The organism is Streptomyces clavifer, assembly GCF_036345975.1.
GTDB classification, from domain to species: Bacteria; Actinomycetota; Actinomycetes; order Streptomycetales; family Streptomycetaceae; genus Streptomyces; species Streptomyces clavifer.
On sequence record NZ_CP107793.1, the window covers coordinates 2,331,099 to 2,347,264 of the forward strand.

Annotated in this window: 15 protein-coding genes; 10 read left to right on the plus strand and 5 right to left on the minus strand. The window is 71.1% G+C overall.

Translation table 11 applies throughout. The features are described 5' to 3' along the window. The first annotated feature begins 59 nt into the window (after positions 1–59). From chvE to OG927_RS10090, 4 genes are read left to right on the plus strand one after another with little or no spacing between them, the layout of a single operon-like run. Positions 60–1,169: a multiple monosaccharide ABC transporter substrate-binding protein gene (gene chvE, locus OG927_RS10075; protein WP_056785067.1), complete on the plus strand. Its 1,110-nt coding sequence runs from the start codon at positions 60–62 to the stop codon at positions 1,167–1,169. 32 nt (positions 1,170–1,201) lie between these two features. Then, positions 1,202–2,752 (plus strand): multiple monosaccharide ABC transporter ATP-binding protein, encoded by a 1,551-nt coding sequence (mmsA, locus tag OG927_RS10080; protein WP_056785070.1) that lies wholly within the window; start codon positions 1,202–1,204, stop codon positions 2,750–2,752. Next, the gene (mmsB, locus tag OG927_RS10085) at positions 2,749–3,990 is read left to right on the plus strand and encodes a multiple monosaccharide ABC transporter permease (protein ID WP_209470581.1); all 1,242 of its coding nucleotides are present in this window, start codon (positions 2,749–2,751) and stop codon (positions 3,988–3,990) included. Before mmsA ends, mmsB begins: the two co-directional genes overlap by 4 nt. A gap of 27 nt (positions 3,991–4,017) precedes the next feature. Then, positions 4,018–5,172 carry an aldose epimerase family protein gene (locus tag OG927_RS10090; protein ID WP_056785077.1) on the plus strand — a complete coding sequence of 385 codons (1,155 nt, stop codon included), beginning with the start codon at positions 4,018–4,020 and terminating at the stop codon, positions 5,170–5,172. Between the two features lie 58 nt (positions 5,173–5,230). Here OG927_RS10090 and arfA read toward each other — a convergent pair whose 3' ends face one another. Both arfA and OG927_RS10100 read right to left on the minus strand, forming a co-directional pair. After that, the gene (gene arfA / locus OG927_RS10095; RefSeq protein WP_330320014.1) at positions 5,231–6,748 is read right to left on the minus strand and encodes an arabinosylfuranosidase ArfA; all 1,518 of its coding nucleotides are present in this window, start codon (positions 6,746–6,748) and stop codon (positions 5,231–5,233) included. A gap of 706 nt (positions 6,749–7,454) precedes the next feature. Further along, a complete protein-coding gene (locus tag OG927_RS10100; protein ID WP_056785086.1) occupies positions 7,455–7,883 on the minus strand; it encodes an organic hydroperoxide resistance protein in 429 nt (142 codons plus the stop codon). Between the two features lie 129 nt (positions 7,884–8,012). Between OG927_RS10100 and OG927_RS10105 the strand changes: the two genes are divergently transcribed. Then, on the plus strand, positions 8,013–8,483 hold the full coding sequence (locus OG927_RS10105) for an MSMEG_6728 family protein (RefSeq protein WP_330320015.1): 471 nt from the start codon (positions 8,013–8,015) through the stop codon (positions 8,481–8,483). 134 nt (positions 8,484–8,617) lie between these two features. On the opposite strand, the gene OG927_RS10110 is transcribed toward OG927_RS10105, so the two are convergent. Then, on the minus strand, positions 8,618–9,640 hold the full coding sequence (locus OG927_RS10110) for an NADP-dependent oxidoreductase (protein WP_056785094.1): 1,023 nt from the start codon (positions 9,638–9,640) through the stop codon (positions 8,618–8,620). 114 nt (positions 9,641–9,754) lie between these two features. Between OG927_RS10110 and OG927_RS10115 the strand changes: the two genes are divergently transcribed. After that, positions 9,755–10,198: a MarR family winged helix-turn-helix transcriptional regulator gene (locus OG927_RS10115; protein ID WP_056785097.1), complete on the plus strand. Its 444-nt coding sequence runs from the start codon at positions 9,755–9,757 to the stop codon at positions 10,196–10,198. Between the two features lie 31 nt (positions 10,199–10,229). Here OG927_RS10115 and OG927_RS10120 read toward each other — a convergent pair whose 3' ends face one another. Then, complete coding sequence (locus OG927_RS10120; protein WP_330320016.1) at positions 10,230–10,940, minus strand: SCO2400 family protein; 711 nt, start codon at positions 10,938–10,940, stop codon at positions 10,230–10,232. Positions 10,941–11,063: 123 nt separating this feature from the next. Between OG927_RS10120 and OG927_RS10125 the strand changes: the two genes are divergently transcribed. The 3 genes from OG927_RS10125 (at position 11,064) to OG927_RS10135 (ending at position 14,326) form a co-directional block, all read left to right on the plus strand. After that, on the plus strand, positions 11,064–11,636 hold the full coding sequence (locus tag OG927_RS10125) for a hypothetical protein (protein ID WP_056785101.1): 573 nt from the start codon (positions 11,064–11,066) through the stop codon (positions 11,634–11,636). Between the two features lie 132 nt (positions 11,637–11,768). Then, positions 11,769–12,806 (plus strand): rod shape-determining protein, encoded by a 1,038-nt coding sequence (locus tag OG927_RS10130; RefSeq protein ID WP_056785106.1) that lies wholly within the window; start codon positions 11,769–11,771, stop codon positions 12,804–12,806. 17 nt (positions 12,807–12,823) lie between these two features. After that, positions 12,824–14,326 (plus strand): GAF domain-containing sensor histidine kinase, encoded by a 1,503-nt coding sequence (locus OG927_RS10135; RefSeq protein ID WP_319103440.1) that lies wholly within the window; start codon positions 12,824–12,826, stop codon positions 14,324–14,326. Here the strand turns inward: OG927_RS10135 and OG927_RS10140 are convergent. After that, positions 14,304–14,735, minus strand: coding sequence for an Lrp/AsnC family transcriptional regulator (locus OG927_RS10140; protein WP_056785116.1), 432 nt, complete (start codon positions 14,733–14,735; stop codon positions 14,304–14,306). The two genes, OG927_RS10135 and OG927_RS10140, sit on opposite strands and share 23 nt — an antisense overlap. A gap of 158 nt (positions 14,736–14,893) precedes the next feature. Between OG927_RS10140 and OG927_RS10145 the strand changes: the two genes are divergently transcribed. Then, the gene (locus tag OG927_RS10145; protein WP_330320017.1) at positions 14,894–16,105 is read left to right on the plus strand and encodes an MFS transporter; all 1,212 of its coding nucleotides are present in this window, start codon (positions 14,894–14,896) and stop codon (positions 16,103–16,105) included. The last annotated feature ends 61 nt before the right edge of the window (positions 16,106–16,166 follow it).

Sequence of the window (16,166 nt, forward strand, 5' to 3'; positions counted from 1 at the left end):
CTTTCCGGGCGTGCCGGCACCACCGGACCGAGGCCTGACCCACATCAAGGATGATGACCATGCGTAACCGCAGAGCCGCACTCGCCGCCATAGCCTCCACCGCCTCGCTCGCCCTGGCCCTGACCGCCTGCGGCCAGAACAGCGAGGGCGGCGGCGAGGAGAAGAAGGACGGCGCCGCCAACGCCACCATCGGCATCGCGATGCCGACCAAGTCCTCCGAGCGCTGGATATCCGACGGCGCCAACGTCGTGAAGGAACTGAAGGGCAAGGGCTACGAGACCAAGCTCGTCTACGGCGAGGACGACCCGGACCAGCAGGTCTCGCAGATCGAGAACATGATCACGCAGGGCGTGGACGCCCTGATCGTCGCCGCGATCGACAACAAGTCCCTCAACAACGTGCTGCAGCAGGCCAAGGAAGCCGACATCCCGGTGATCTCCTACGACCGGCTGATCCTCGGCACGGAGAACGTCGACTACTACGCCTCGTTCGACAACGAGAAGGTCGGCGAGCTGCAGGGCACGTACATCGTGGACAAGCTCGGCCTGGGGGACGGCAAGAAGGGCCCCTTCAGCATCGAGCTGTTCGCCGGCTCCAACGACGACAACAACACCAAGTACTTCTTCCAGGGCGCGATGAACGTCCTCAAGCCCTTCGTCGACAAGGGCGAGCTGGTCGTCAGGTCCAAGCAGACCGCCCTCAACCAGGTCACCACCCTGCGCTGGGACGGCGGCACCGCGCAGAAGCGCATGGACGACCTGCTGACGTCCAGCTACCGCAGCACCCGGGTCGACGCCGTGCTCTCGCCCTACGACGGCATCTCCGTCGGCATCCTCTCCGCCCTGAAGTCGGACGGCTACGGCACCAAGGCCAAGCCCATGCCGGTGGTCACGGGTCAGGACGCGGAGCTCGCCTCCGTGAAGTCGATCATCGCGGGTGAGCAGACGCAGACCGTCTACAAGGACCTGCGCAAGCTCGCCGAGGTCGCTTCGAACATGGTCGACGCCGCCCTGAACGACAAGAAGCCCGAGGTCAACGACACCAAGTCCTACGACAACGGTGTCAAGGTCGTCCCCGCCTTCCTGCTGCAGCCGGTCAGCGTCGACAAGACCAACTACAAGGAAGCCCTCGTGGACGACGGCTACTACACCGAGAACGACCTCAAGTAACCGGGCTCCCTCAAGGATTGGAAGGCAAGACCATGGCGGGACCCGTCCTGGAAATGCGCTCGATCGTCAAGACCTTTCCCGGCGTCAAAGCGCTGTCGGACGTCACGCTGACTGTCCGCCAGGGCGAGGTCCACGCCATCTGCGGAGAGAACGGCGCCGGCAAGTCGACCCTGATGAAGGTGCTCTCCGGAGTGCATCCGCACGGCAGCTACGAAGGGGACGTCCTCTTCGAGGAGGAGACCTGCCGGTTCAAGGACATCCGGGCGAGCGAACAGCACGGCATCGTGATCATCCACCAGGAGCTGGCGCTGGTGCCGTACCTGTCCATCGCGGAGAACATCTTCCTCGGCAACGAGCACGCCAAGCGCGGACTGATCAACTGGAACGAGACCCTCAGGCACGCCACCGAACTGCTCCGCCGGGTCGGCCTCGCCGAGAACCCGGAGACCCGCGTCGCCGACATCGGCGTGGGCAAGCAGCAGCTGGTGGAGATCGCCAAGGCGCTGTCGAAGAAGGTGAAGCTGCTCATCCTCGACGAGCCGACGGCGGCGCTCAACGACGAGGACAGCGGCAAACTCCTCGACCTGATCCTTTCGCTGAAGGACCAGGGCATGACCTCGATCATCATCTCGCACAAGCTGAACGAGATCCGCCGGGTCGCCGACTCGGTCACGATCATCCGCGACGGGCACTCCATCGAGACACTCGACGTGAAGGCCCCGGAGACGACCGAGGACCGGATCATCAGCGGGATGGTCGGCCGCGACCTGGAGAACCGTTTCCCGGAGCGGACCCCGCACCACCCGGAGGAGGGGACCGCGCCCGCCCTGGAGATCCGCAACTGGACCGTGCACCACCCCATCGACCAGCAGCGCAAGGTGGTCGACGACGTCTCGATCGAGGTGCGGCGCGGCGAGATCGTCGGTATCGCCGGACTCATGGGCGCCGGCCGCACCGAGCTGGCGATGAGCGTCTTCGGCCGCTCCTACGGCCGGTACGCCGGCGGCACCGTCCTCAGGGACGGCACCGAGATCCGTACGAAGTCCGTCCCCGAGGCGGTCGGGCACGGCATCGCGTACGCCACCGAGGACCGCAAGCACTACGGCCTCAACCTCATCGACACCATCAACCGGAACATCTCGCTGACCGCGCTGGGCAAGGTCGCGAAGCGGGGTGTGGTCGACGAGCACGGGGAGCGGCAGGTCGCCGAGGGCTTCCGGAAGTCCATGAACATCAAGGCGCCGACCGTCTTCGAGCCGGTGGGCAAGCTGTCCGGCGGCAACCAGCAGAAGGTCGTCCTCAGCAAGTGGATCTTCGCGGGTCCCGAGGTGCTGATCCTGGACGAGCCCACGCGCGGCATCGACGTGGGTGCCAAGTACGAGATCTACACGGTCATCGACCAACTGGCCGCCCAGGGCAAGGCGGTCGTCTTCATATCCTCCGAACTGCCGGAGCTGCTCGGCATGTGCGACCGGATCTACACGATGGCAGCGGGACGGCTGACGGGTGAGTTCTCGCGGGCCGAGGCCTCGCAGGAAGCGCTGATGCGTCAGATGACGAAGGACAAAGAGGTAACCCGATGAGCACGGACTCGACCGCGAAGACCCCGGCCCCCGCGCCGCCCGGCAGCAAGAACGCCTCCGGTGAGGGCCTGCTGCAGCTGATGCTGGACGGCATGCGCCGCAACATGCGCCAGTACGGCATGCTGATGGCCCTCGGCCTGATCGTGGTGCTGTTCGCGGTGTGGACGGAAGGCGACCTGCTGCTGCCGCGCAACGTCTCCAACCTGGTGCTGCAGAACAGCTACATCCTGATCCTCGCGATCGGCATGATGCTCGTCATCATCTCGGGCCACATCGACCTCTCGGTCGGCTCACTGACCGCGTTCATCGGCGCGATGTCCGCCGTACTGATGGTCGAACACGATCTCCCCTGGCCGCTCGCGGTCGTGCTGTGCCTGGCCATCGGCGCCGTCGCGGGCTCGGCGCAGGGCTTCTTCATCGCCTACCTCGGCATACCGTCGTTCATCGTGACCCTCGCGGGCATGCTGGTCTTCCGCGGTCTGACGGAGATCTTCCTGAAGGGCCAGACCCTCGGCCCCTTCCCGAAGGGCCTGCAGAAGATTGCCAACGGGTTCCTGCCCGAGGTCGGCCCCGAGACGAACTACCACAACCTCACCCTGCTGCTGGGCTTCGCCCTGATCGCCTTCGTGGTCTTCCAGGAGGTCCGCGACCGCAAGCGGCAGCAGGAGTTCGCCCTCGACGTGCCGCCGTTCAAGCTGTTCCTGCTGAAGCTGGTCGCACTGGTCTCGGCCGTCCTCGTCGTCACGCTGCTGCTCGCCAGCTACAAGGGCGCCCCGGTCGTGCTGCTGATCCTCGGCGTGCTGGTCGTCGGCTTCGGCTACCTGATGCGCAACGCGATCATCGGCCGCCACATCTACGCCATCGGCGGCAACCTGCCCGCGGCCAAGCTGTCGGGCGTGAAGGACAAGAAGGTCACCTTCCTGGTCTTCCTCAACATGGGCATGCTCGCGGCCCTGGCCGGTCTGGTCTTCGCCGCCCGCTTCAACGCGGCCTCGCCCAAGGCGGGCCTCAACTTCGAACTGGAGGCCATCGCGGCCGCGTTCATCGGCGGCGCGTCGATGAGCGGCGGCGTCGGCACGGTCCTGGGCGCGATCGTCGGCGGTCTGGTCCTGGGCGTGCTGAACAACGGCATGAACCTCGTCGGCATCGGCACCGACTACCAGCAGGTCATCAAGGGCCTCGTCCTGCTGGCCGCGGTCGGCTTCGACGTCTGGAACAAGCGCAAGGTCGGTTCGTAACACCCCTCTTCCAGAAGGAGTTGTTCCATGACCCGCACCAGCAGACGCACCGTCCTGGCGGCCACGGCGGCCGCCGGGCTGGCCGTGGCGGCGGGCGCCCCTGCGCACGCCGCGGCAGGCGGACGCACCCCGTCCAAGGAGCTGTTCGGCACCCTCGCCGACGGGACGAAGGTGTACCGCTGGACGCTCGCCAACGGCGGGACCCGGCTCAAGGTCCTCTCGTACGGCGGGATCGTCCAGTCACTGGAGACCCCCGACCGGCACGGCCGGACGGCGAACGTCTCGCTGGGCTTCGGCGGCCTGCCGGACTACGTGGCGAAGTCCCCGTACTTCGGCGGGCTGATCGGGCGGTACGGGAACCGCATCGCGGAGGGCCGCTTCACCCTCGACGGGGTGACGCACCGGCTGCCGGTCAACGACGGTCCCAACAGCCTGCACGGCGGCGACCGGGGCTTCGACAAGCGGGTCTGGGACATCGAGCCGTTCACCGGGCGCGGCGAGGTCGGCCTGGCGCTGACCCGGACCTCGCCGGACGGTGAGGCGGGCTATCCGGGGGCGCTGGCCGTCCGCGTCGTCTACACGCTCACGGCACGCGGCGAGTGGCGCATCGACTACACGGCCACCACCGACCGGGCCACTGTCCTCAACCTCACCAGCCACACCTACTTCAACCTGGCGGGCGAGGGCAGCGGCAGCGTCGACGGGCACCTGCTGGAGCTGGCCGCCTCGCGCTACACCCCCGTCGGCGCGACCCTCATCCCGACCGGGGAGCTCGCGAAGGTGGCGCGCACGCCGTTCGACTTCAGGCGGGCGAGGGCCATCGGGGAGGCCGTCCGCACCCCGCACGAGCAGATCGGTCACGGCCAGGGCGTCGACCACAACTTCGTCCTGGACAAGGGGATCACGTCCCGCCCCGAGTACGCGCTGACGGTCGCCGACCCCGGTTCGGGCCGGGTGATGAAGATGTACACGACCGAGCCCGGCATGCAGGTCTACACCGGGAACTTCCTGGACGGCACCCTGACCGGGACCTCCGGCCGGGTGTATCGGCAGGGCGACGCGTTCTGCCTGGAGTCCCAGCACTTCCCGGACTCCCCCAACCAGCCGTCGTTCCCCTCGACGGTGCTGCGCCCCGGTGACACCTACCGGTCGACGACGGTGCACGCGTTCTCGTCGCGCTGACCCCGAGCAGGCCGTGGACGGCTCCCCCTCCGTGCGGAGGGGGAGCCGTCCTGCGTCGTCAGACCAGCCGGATCATGTTCCAGGACATCGGTTCCAGGGTCGCGGTCAGCGTGCCGCCGGCCAGGACGGTGCCCTCGGCCGGGTGCGGTGCGACCCGCTCGGGCTCGGCGAGGGTGTTGCGGGCCTCTGGGTCGGCGTCGGCGATCACCTGGTGTTCGGCCACCTCGCTCAGTTCGAGCCCGTGCAGGGCGACTTCGAGGGGCAGTGCGGTGGACTGGCTGCGGTTGACCGCGAAGACGGTGACCGCCCCGGACCCGGGGTCGCGCACGGCGGTGGCGTGCAGCAGGTCCGCCTCGCCGTACTTGGCCGTCCCGTACGTGGGCGAGTCCACCCGTACGTCCAGGACCTGGCCCCGCCCGTACCGCGCGGCCTGCGCGAACGGGAAGAAGGTCGTCTGGCGCCAGGCGGGACCGCCGGGCTCGGTCATGATCGGCGCGATCACGTTGACCAGCTGGGCGAGGCAGGCGACGGTGACCCGGTCGGCGTGGCGCAGCAGCGCGATGAGGAGGCTGCCGAAGACGACGGCGTCCGTGACGCTGTAGTTGTCCTCCAGCAGCCGCGGGGCCTCGGGCCAGTCGAGCGGGTTCTCCACCGAGTCGTGGTGGTAGCGGGCCATGTACCAGACGTTCCACTCGTCGAAGGAGAGATTGATCTTCTTCGTCGACTTGAGCCGGGCACCGATGTGGTCGCAGGTGGCGACGACGCTCTCGATGAAGGACTCCATGTCCACGGCCGAGGCCAGGAAGGAGTCGCGGTCGCCGTCGGTCTCCTCGTAGTAGGCGTGCAGGGAGATGTGGTCGACGACGTCGTACGCCTCGGCGAGGACCGTCGCCTCCCAGGCGGCGAAGGTCCGCATGGAGCGGCTGGAGGAACCGCAGGCGACGAGCTCGACGGACGGGTCGATCTGGCGCATCGCGCGCGCCGTGGCGGCGGCGAGGCGCCCGTACTCCTCGGCGGTCTTGTGGCCGGTCTGCCAGGGGCCGTCCATCTCGTTGCCCAGGCACCACAGCTTGATCCCGAAGGGGTCCTTGTCGCCGTGGGCGACACGGCGGTCGGACAGCTCGGTGCCGGACGGGTGGTTGGCGTACTCCTGGAGCTCGATGGCTTCCTGGACGCCGCGGGTGCCGAGGTTGACGGCGAGCATCGGCTCGGCCTGCGGGCCGGTCTTCCGGAGGAAGTCCATGAACTCGGAGAGGCCGAAGCGGTTCGTCTCGGTGGAGCGCCAGGCCAGATCGAGGCGGCGGGGGCGCTCGTCGGCGGGGCCGACGCTGTCCTCCCAGCGGTACCCGGAGACGAAGTTGCCGCCGGGGTAGCGGATGGCGGTGACGCCGAGTTCGCGGACGAGGTCCAGGACGTCGGTGCGCAGTCCCGCCTCGTCGGCGGACGGGTGGCCGGGCTCGAAGATGCCGTCGTAGACGCAGCGGCCGAGGTGTTCGACGAAGGATCCGAAGAGCCGGGGGTTCACCTCGCCGACGGTGAAGGCGGGGTCGAGGGTGAAGCGCGCGGTGCGGGTCATGGCTTCCTTACTCGTTCGGTATATCGAATGCTGCTCGTAGCATCGAACGGGACCGTAGGGTTCACCATCCGCGGGCGTCAATGCCCTTGCGCGCGCTTTCGCGGAGCCTGCAGCGCCATGGACCGGTACACGGGGCCGGGTCCGATCACCGGAACCACCAGCCGGATCGCCGGACGGCCGGCCCGGGTGCCCGCGCCGGACGTCCGGCCCGGTTCCCGTCAGGCGGTGCCGGGCCCGGCCTGCCACGCCGCGTCGCGGGCGGCCGGGGCGGCACACGGCGTCAGCTGGTCGACACCCAGGGAGGCCGGCAACGCCACGGCAGTACGAGGCGCTCGGCCTTGGGCGCGGCCGTCGTCCGGGCACCCGCGGCGATGGACTGGATCGATGGCCGCTTCGCGGGCAGGACCGCCCCGTCCGACCGCGTCCGCATCCCCCCGGGCAACTCGCCGGCACCGGAGGGGCCGGTGCCGGCGTCCCGACCGCCCGCACACTCCGAGGCCCCGCCGCGCCCGGACCCGCGCCGCGGGGCCTCGTCCCGGACCGGGCCGAAACTTCTCGGCGGCCGTTCACGCAGGACGCCCGGCCGGGAACCCCGGCCGGGCGTCTGCTCGGACTCGTTCACCGCGGCACGCATGTGATCACGCGCCGCGGCCACATCTGGTATCCGCCTGGCGGAACGCCGCCCCCGGATGCGAGGGGGGCGGGATCAGGCGACCGACAGCGCGACCTCGATGTTGCCTCGAGTGGCGTTCGAGTAGGGGCACACCTGGTGCGCCTGCTCGACGAGCGACTGCGCGGTGGCGCGGTCGACGTTCGGGATGGTGGCGGTGATCGCCACCTCCAGGCCGAATCCGCCGGCCTCGGTCTTGCCGATGGAGACCGCCGCGGTCACCGTCGAACCGGTGATGTCGGCCTTCGCCCTGCGGGCGACGACGCCGAGCGCCCCCTGGAAGCAGGCGCTGTAGCCGGCCGCGAAGAGCTGCTCGGGGTTGGTGCCCGCACCGCTCCCGCCCATCGCCTTCGGCGGGTTGACGACGACGTCGAGGTTGCCGTCGTCGGAGGAGACGCGGCCGTCCCGGCCGTTCGAAGCGGTGGCGACGGCGGTGTAGGCCACGTCTATGTGCTGGATGGTCATACCGGTGATTCCTCCTGCTGATGCGTCGCGGCTCGCGCCCACGGACCGCGACGGCCTGAGCCGAGCCTAACGGGTGACCGGCGCGGCACCCGGATCGCCCGTCACTCGGAACTCCGATAGGCAGGGGGCATGCAGACCTTCCTTCCGTACGCCGACTTCCGCCGGAGCGCCCTCACGCTGGACCTGCGGCGGCTCGGCAAGCAGCGGGTGGAGACGCTCCAGGTCCTGCGAGGACTCACCGTCCCCGGCTACGGCTGGCGGCACCACCCCGCGGTCCGCATGTGGACCGGGTACGAGGAGGCTCTCGTGCGCTACGGACTGCACATGTGCGCCGTGTGGACCGCCGGGGGCAGAGCGGACACCTGTGCGGCGACCCTCCGCGCGGACCTCTCGGCGTCGCTCGGGCGCACCACCGTCCGGTCGGCCGCCGAACTCGCGGCGGCGGCCGAACTGCCCCCGTGGCTGGGTGATGAGACGTTCCATCGGAGCCACCGTTCCACGCTCGTGCGCAAGGACCCGGAGTACTATCGCCCGCTCTTCCCGGACGTGCCGCCCGACGCTCCGTACGTGTGGCCGCCCTCGGACCGCGGAGGCCGGTGACGGGTGCGGCGGCGGACACCGGGCGTGCGCCTGCCACCCGGCGGCCCGTGGCTCCGGTTCGCCCGTGGTCGTCGCAGGTGCGGCGTCCCCGCACGCACCCGGACGACGATCACGGGCTCACGGCCGGCGACGGGTCAGGCGTCGAGCGAGACGATCATCTTGCCGGTGTTCTCGCCGCGCAGCAGGCCGAGGAAGGCGGCGAAGCCGTTCTCGATGCCTTCGGCCTTCGTCTCGTTGTACTTGAGCTCGCCGGAGGCCAGCCATCCGGCCACGTCCTGGACGAACTGCGGCTGGAGCGCGGCGTGGTCGCCGACCAGCATGCCCTGGAGGCGCAGCCGCTTGCCGATGACCAGGGCGAGGTTGCGCGGGGCCGGGCTGGGCTCCGTGGCGTTGTACTGCGCGATCATTCCGCAGATGGTGGCGCGGCCGTGCAGGTTGAACGAGGAGATCGCGGCCTCCAGGTGCTCGCCGCCGACGTTGTCGAAGTAGACGTCGATGCCGTCCGGGGCGGCCTCGCGGAGCTGGTCCCTGACGGGGCCCTTCTTGTAGTTGAAGGCGGCGTCGAAGCCGTACTCCTCGACGAGGAGCTTGACCTTCTCGTCGGAGCCGGCCGAGCCGATGACCCGGGAGGCGCCCTTGATCTTCGCCATCTGGCCGACCTGGCTGCCGACCGCGCCGGCCGCGCCGGAGACGAAGACGGCGTCGCCCTCCTTGAAGGAGGCGACGTCGAACAGGCCCGCGTAGGCGGTGAGGCCGGTCATGCCGAGCACGCCGAGGTAGGCGGAGAGCGGGGCGAGCGAGGCGTCGACCTTCACCGCGTGCTTGGCGGGGACGTCGGCGTACTCGCGCCAGCCGAGGCCGTGCAGCACGTGGTCGCCCACGGCGAAGCCGTCGGCCCCGGACGCGACGACCTCGCCGACCGCGCCGCCCTCCATGGGGTGATCGAGCTTGAAGGGCGGGGTGTACGACTTCACGTCGTTCATCCGGCCGCGCATGTAGGGGTCGACCGAGAAGTGCAGGTTGCGGACGAGTACGCGACCCTCGCCGGGAGCGGTCACCGGCACCTCACGCAGCGCGAAGTCGGAGGCCTCGGGCCAGCCCTGCGGACGGGCGACGAGGTGCCATTCACGGCTGGAGGCGGGGAGTGCTGCAGACATGGGCTCGGGTTCTCCTTGATGGCTCACGGGGGGAAGCGAAAAATGCTTCATGACGTGAAACAACCATGCGCCCGAATATTTCACCTTGTCAAGTAATTGGGTAAGCTGAGTGTCATGGCCACCTCGCGCTCGGACCCACTGACCCTCGACGTCATAGAACTCATCGGCGGCGTCGTGGCGCGCTACCACGAGGAGTACGACCGGGCCGCGGCCGCGCACGCCCTGACCGGCGCCCAGGCCCGGGTGCTCGGACTGCTCTCCCTCGAACCGATGCCCATGCGCAAGGTTGCCCGGAAGCTCAAGTGCGAACCGTCGAACATCACGGGGATAGTCGACCGCCTGGAGCTCCGCGGCCTGGTGGAGCGCCGCCCCGACCCCGCCGACCGTCGGGTGAAACTGGCCGCCCCGACCCAGGAGGGCATCCGGACGGCCCGGCAGCTGCGGGATGCGCTGGACTTCGCCCGCGAGCCGCTCGCGGAGCTGTCCGAGGCCGAACGGACGGTGCTGCGCGACCTGCTCCGCCGGATGCTCGGCACGGAGGCGGACGACGACTCCTAGAGCCGCGTCGAGCACCCCGCCCGGTGGGGTCTCAGGTGCAGAACCAGAGCCAGCGGGTGCAGGTCTCGCTCGGTGACGGAGTCGGTACGGGATCCTTCGGAGGCTCCGGCTGCGTCGGCTCCCCGGTCGGCCCCTCGGGGCTCGACGAACCGGTGGGCGAATCGGAGCCGTCCGGCTCCGACGGCGTGGACGCGGAGGGCGGAGCGTCCTCGGAGGCGGGGGCGGAGGAGGCCGACGCGGCCGGCCCGGGCTCCCCCGGCTCCGCGGAGCCGGACGGCTCCCCGCCCGCGGAACGGGAAGCGCCGACCGGAGTCGTGGTTGGTGGGTCCACCGGCCCCGGAGCGTCGTCGGACACGGTGCTCGACGAGGGGACGGGGGCCGCTTCGGCGGAGGCCGAGGACTCGCTCACGTACTCCGCGGCGCCGTCGTCGCCCCCGGGCTCGATGGCCAGCTCGGCCAGGCTCAGCGCGCCGACGGCCAGCAGCACACCCAGCGCCGCCAGCAGTACCCCGCGCCCGCGGCGCCGGTGCGTCCGGCGGCCACGTCCCCGGGTGTCGGCGGCCCGGGCACGCCGACGCTGCCCTCCGGCCCCGGAGGGCTCGAGGGTTTCGCCCGGCCGTTCCGGCTCGTGACCGGAGTGCGCCGGGTCGGCGTAAGGGACCAGCGCGTCGGCGGGGGTTCCACAACCGGCGCAGGCCAGGGCGCCGTTGAGGTGCCGTTGGCACGGGTGGCAGTAATCCATGGCGCCCGCAGACTAGACGGGCGGGGAAGGGCCGAGGAAGGCGCCCAGGTGAGGATCTTGTGTGGAATCCCGGATTCCGAAGCGCGGCGCCCGATACGCGTGAGAAGCGGCAGGATGGGCACCATGACCGCTCCCGCCCCGTTCGGGCCGCTCCAGTTCCAGCTCGTCCTGCTGCGACGGATGGCCGACCACCAGCCGGATCTGGTGGAGGACGCCCGGCACGAGCTGAGTGCCTCGCTCGCCGAGATGCGGGAGGCGAACCGCCGCTGGCAGGCCATGCTGCGCGCCCCGCGCGGCCGGGGGGCACTGCGCCGCTACCGCTCCGTGCTCGGCGAGCCGGAGAGCTCGGTACGCCGCAGGGTCGGCGACCTGGAGTGCGACGCACTGCGGTGGCCGCTGCCGCTCTGGCCCGGTCTGCGGTTCGAGGTGATGGCCGGCCCCGGCGGCGCCGTGTGGAACGAATGGCTGGTCCGCGCACCCGGAGCGCCCGGCCCGGAGTTGGGCGGCGTCCGGGACCTGCGCCCGTGGTCCTGCACCGTGGACGAGGTCGCCAGGGCCTTCGCCCCCGTCCGGCCGATGGAGGGCAGCGCGCCGACCCGCTGGGCGCTGGCCCTCAGCGACCCGGCCGACCACCGGCCGTACGTCGCCGAATTCACCTGGGGCCTGTTCCAGCGGCTGCTTCCCGGCACCCTCTGACATCTGGCACCCCGTCAGCCCGGTTCCCCCCTACGGCTCACCCAGCGCGCGCCGCCCCTCCCCCGGCGGGACGATGCCAGGAGAGCCGGCTGCCGCCGGCGCCCCCGCCAGCGCCTCTCGGGAGAACCTGCCGTGACCGTCAGTCTCGAACAGTTGCGCCGTTGCCACGTCGCCGTCGACCTCGGGGCCGCGAGGACCCGCGTGTACGTCAAGGGAGTGGGACTCGTCGTCGACGAGCCCAGTGTCGCCGCCGTGAACACCCGTACCGGCTCGCTCATCGCCGTCGGCGCCCTCGCCGAACAGATGACCGGCCGCACGCCCGCGTACATCCGGGTGGTCCGCCCGGTCTCCGGCGGGACCGTCGTCGACATCGACATGGCCCAGCGCATGCTGCGCCATCTGCTCGGCGAGAAGCTCCGCCGCCAGCTGCGCCGCAAGCCCCGGCTCCGCGCCGCCGCCTGCACGCCGCACGACAGCGATCCACTGGCCCAGCGGGCCACCGTCGAGACCCTCGTCGGGCTCGGTGCGCGCCGGGTGGAGCTGGTCGACACCCTGATCGCGGCGGCCGTCGGCTGCGGGCTGCCGGTGGAACAGCCCACCGCGACCATGATCATGGTGTGCGGGGCCGCCACCACCCAGATCGCGGTGCTCTCCCTCGGCTCGATCGTGACGGCCGTCCGTATCCCGATCGGCGGCGAGGCCATCGACCAGGCGGTCATCCAGCACCTGCGCCAGCACCACGAACTGATGCTGCCCAGCCAGTCCGTACGCCCTCTGCAACTGGCGCTCCGCGGCAACGGTCTGACGCTCGGCGGGCCTGCGGTGACGGAGATCCACGGCCGCGACGTGGCCACCGGCCTGGCGCGTTCGGTGCAGGTCGACACGGCGGCCGTGCGGCAGGCGATCCACACCCCGCTGACCGCCGTGCTCGACGGCCTGGGCAAGGTGCTGCGCGACTGCCCGCCCGATCTGGTGGCCGACATCGCGGACTCCGGAATCATGATGGTCGGCGGCAGCGCCCTGCTGCCGGGGTTCGACCAGATGCTGCGTGACGCGACGGGCGTGCCGGTGCACATCGCCGAGCGGCCCGATGTCTGCTCCGTGCTCGGGCTCGGCGCCATGCTGGACGGCATGGTCCAGCCGCTGGTCCTCAACCCGCTCGCCGGCTGAGACCTCCGGGGCTCCCTGTGGCCGGGACGCTCGAACTGCGGGCGACGCTCCAGCACCTCGTGGACACCGCCACGGCGCTCACCGGCGCACGCTACGGCGCCCTGACCCTCGCCGACCAGGACGACGGCCATGTCACCGACCTGTTCACCACCGGCCTGACCGACGCCGAGCGCCGCCGCATCGGCCGCCTCCCGGACGGCCGCACAGGTGTCCTCGGGGCCCTCGTCGACGACCCGGAGCCGCTGCGCCTCGACGATCTGACCACCGACCCCCGCTCCTGCGGCATGCCGCCCGGCCACCCCCCGATGCACTCCTTCCTCGGCTCCTCGATCCGGGTGCGCACCGAGGTGCTCGGCAGCCTCTTCGTCACCGGGAAGAGCTCGGGGCACTTCACCGACACCGACACGGCACTGCTGCGACTGCTCGCCTCCCAGGCCGGGGCGGCGATCGGCGGTGCCCACCTGTACGAGGCGGCGCGGCAGCGGGAGCAGTGGATCGAGGGGGCCGCGGCCGTCACCAGGGCGCTGCTGACCGGCACCGGTACGACGGACGCCCTGATGACCGTCGCCGAGCGGGCCAGGGTGCTCGCCGGCGCGGTGGCCGGGGTGATCCTCCAGCCGACCGCGGACGGCGGGATGGAGATCGTCGCCGCCTCCACCCACGAGGACCCGGCGGGCATCGTCGGCACGGTCATCGAGCCGGGCTCGCCCGTCCTCGTCCAGCTCCTGGGCGGCGAGGAGGTGTTCGTCGAGGACTCGGCCACCGACCCCCGGATGACGACGCACGTACGCTCCCGGTTCGGCCCCAGCATGATGCTGCCGCTGCAGAGCGGCGGCCGGCTCATCGGCACCCTCGCCCTGCCCCGGCGGCGCGGCGGCCCCCCGTACACGGCGGTGGACCGGCTGCTGGCCTCGCAGTTCGCCTCCCAGGCCGCGCTGGCCCTGCTGCTGGCGGACGCCCAGCACTACCGGGAGCAGCTCGCGGTCTACGAGGACCGCGACCGGATCGCCCGCGATCTGCACGACCTCGTCGTACAGCGGCTCTTCGCGACGGAGATGATGCTCGAGTCGACCCGTCGCAAGGACCTGTCGGGCGACATCGAGACCGCCGAGCTGCTGGCGAAGGCCGTCGACGAGCTGGACTCCACGATCCAGGAGGTCCGGACGGCGATCTTCGCGCTGCAGCAGCCGCCGGCCGATGCCCCCACCACGTTCCGCGGCCGGGTGCTGCGCGAGACGGGCGGCGCCGCGGCGGTGCTCGGCTTCCAGCCGTCGGTGCACTTCACCGGGGCGGTGGACGCCCTGGTGCCGGAGCCGGTCGACGGGCAGTTGCTCGGTGTGCTGCGCGGGGCGCTCGCCACCGCGCACCGCCGGACGGGGGTGTCGGCCATCGAGGTGGAGGTGGACGCGACGGCACGTCTGCCCGACGGGCGCGCGGCGGTGCGTCTGGTGGTCGCCGACGACGGGCGCACGGAGAGTGGCACCCGGTCGCCGACCGTCATCTGGCAGGCGCCGCTCTGAGCGCCACGCGGGTGTTGGAGTGGGCGACACCGGCGTCCCGCTTCAGCCGGCGCAGCAGGGCGTCCAGGGAGCCGGGGTCCGCGGCCGTGGCCCGGACCAGGTAGTCGTGGCCGCCCGTCACGTGCACCACCTCGGTGATGCCGGGCAGGGTGAGCACGGCACGTTCGAACTCCTCGTTGGTGGTGTCGAGGCGCAGGGACACGTCGATGAAGACGACGAGCCCCGAGCGGGTGTCGGCGGCCGGATCGACGATGACCGTGAAGCCGCGGATCACCCCGTCGCGGCGCATGCGGCGTACGCGGTCGCCCGCCGCGTTGGCGCTGAGCCCCACGCGTACACCCAGATCACGGTACGAGATCCGGGCGTCCTCCTGGAGGATGCCGAGGATCTCTCTGTCCAGCCGGTCCATACCCGCGATTGTCGCAGCCCGGGCCCGGAAGCGACGGTCGAGCGGTGCCGGTCGGGGCCAGGGGGCGCCCCTCGCCCTAGGCGCGTCTGTCGGAGGGGGCCTCCCCGAATGGCCCAGTCCGGCGGGCTCCGTCCGGCCGGTGACCGTTGACTTGGCCTGTGGACACAGCCGCCGAGCAGGCCCCCGCCCCGGACCGCGAGCAGCAGGCCGCCGCGTACCGGAACCTGATCGTGGCCACGGTCGGCTTCACCCTGACCTTCTGGGCGTGGAACCTGATCGCCCCGATGTCCGGGGACTACAAAGAGCGGCTGGGACTCGGCTCGTTCCGGCAGTCGTTCCTCGTCGCGGTGCCCGTGCTCGTCGGTTCGCTGGGCCGTATCCCGGTGGGCGCGCTGACCGACAGGTTCGGTGCCCGTGCGATGTTCCCCGCGGTGTCGGCGCTGACGGTCGTCCCCGTGCTGCTGCTGATCCCGGCGAAGGACTCCTACGGGGCGATGCTCGCCGTCGGCTTCCTGCTCGGGCTGGGCGGTACGACGTTCGCGATCGGTATCCCGCTCGTCAATTCGTGGTTCCCGCCGGCCAAGCGGGGGCTCGCCCTCGGGGTGTTCGGGATGGGCATGGGCGGCGTCGCCCTGTCCGGGTACTTCACGCCCCGCATCGCGGAGCACGGCGAGAACCTGCCGTTCCTGATCGTCGCCGGGGCGCTCGTGGTGTATTCGCTGCTGGCCGCCGTCCTGATCACCGACCGCCCGGACCGGCGGGTGCCGACGGACACGCTGGCCCACCGGCTGGGGCAGGCGGGCCGGCTGCGGGTCACCTGGGAGCTGTCGGCGCTGTACGCGATCGGGTTCGGCGGCATCGTCGCCTTCGGCGTGTACCTGCCGACGTACCTGAAGACCTGGTACGAGATGTCGCCGACCGAGGCGGGCACGAAGGCGGCCGGGTTCGCACTGGTGACGGTCCTCTTCCGGCCGTTCGGCGGCTGGCTCTCGGACCGGATCCACCCGGCCCTGGTCACGGCGGGGGCGCTGCTGGCCGCGGCGCTCATGGCGATCGTCCAGGCCTTCGACCCCGGCCTCTATCCGGTCGGCACGGTCGCGCTGCTCTGCATGGCGGCGGGGCTCGGCACCGCGAGCGGCAGCGTCTTCGCCCTGGTCTCGCAGGTCACACCGCAGGCGCAGGTGGGCAGTGTGACGGGCATCGTCGGTGCGATGGGCGGCCTCGGCGGCTTCGTACCGCCGCTGGTCATGGGCGCGATCCACAGCGCGAAGGGCTCGTACTCGATCGGCTTCATGCTGCTGTCCGACCTGGCGCTGGCCGGCTGCGTGTACGCGTACGGGCGGATGCGGACCCTGCGGCCGTCGGACTGAGCAGAGCGGACCGGGGAGGGGGCGGACCGGCCCGCGCCCCCGTCCGCCCCTCGGTGTGCGG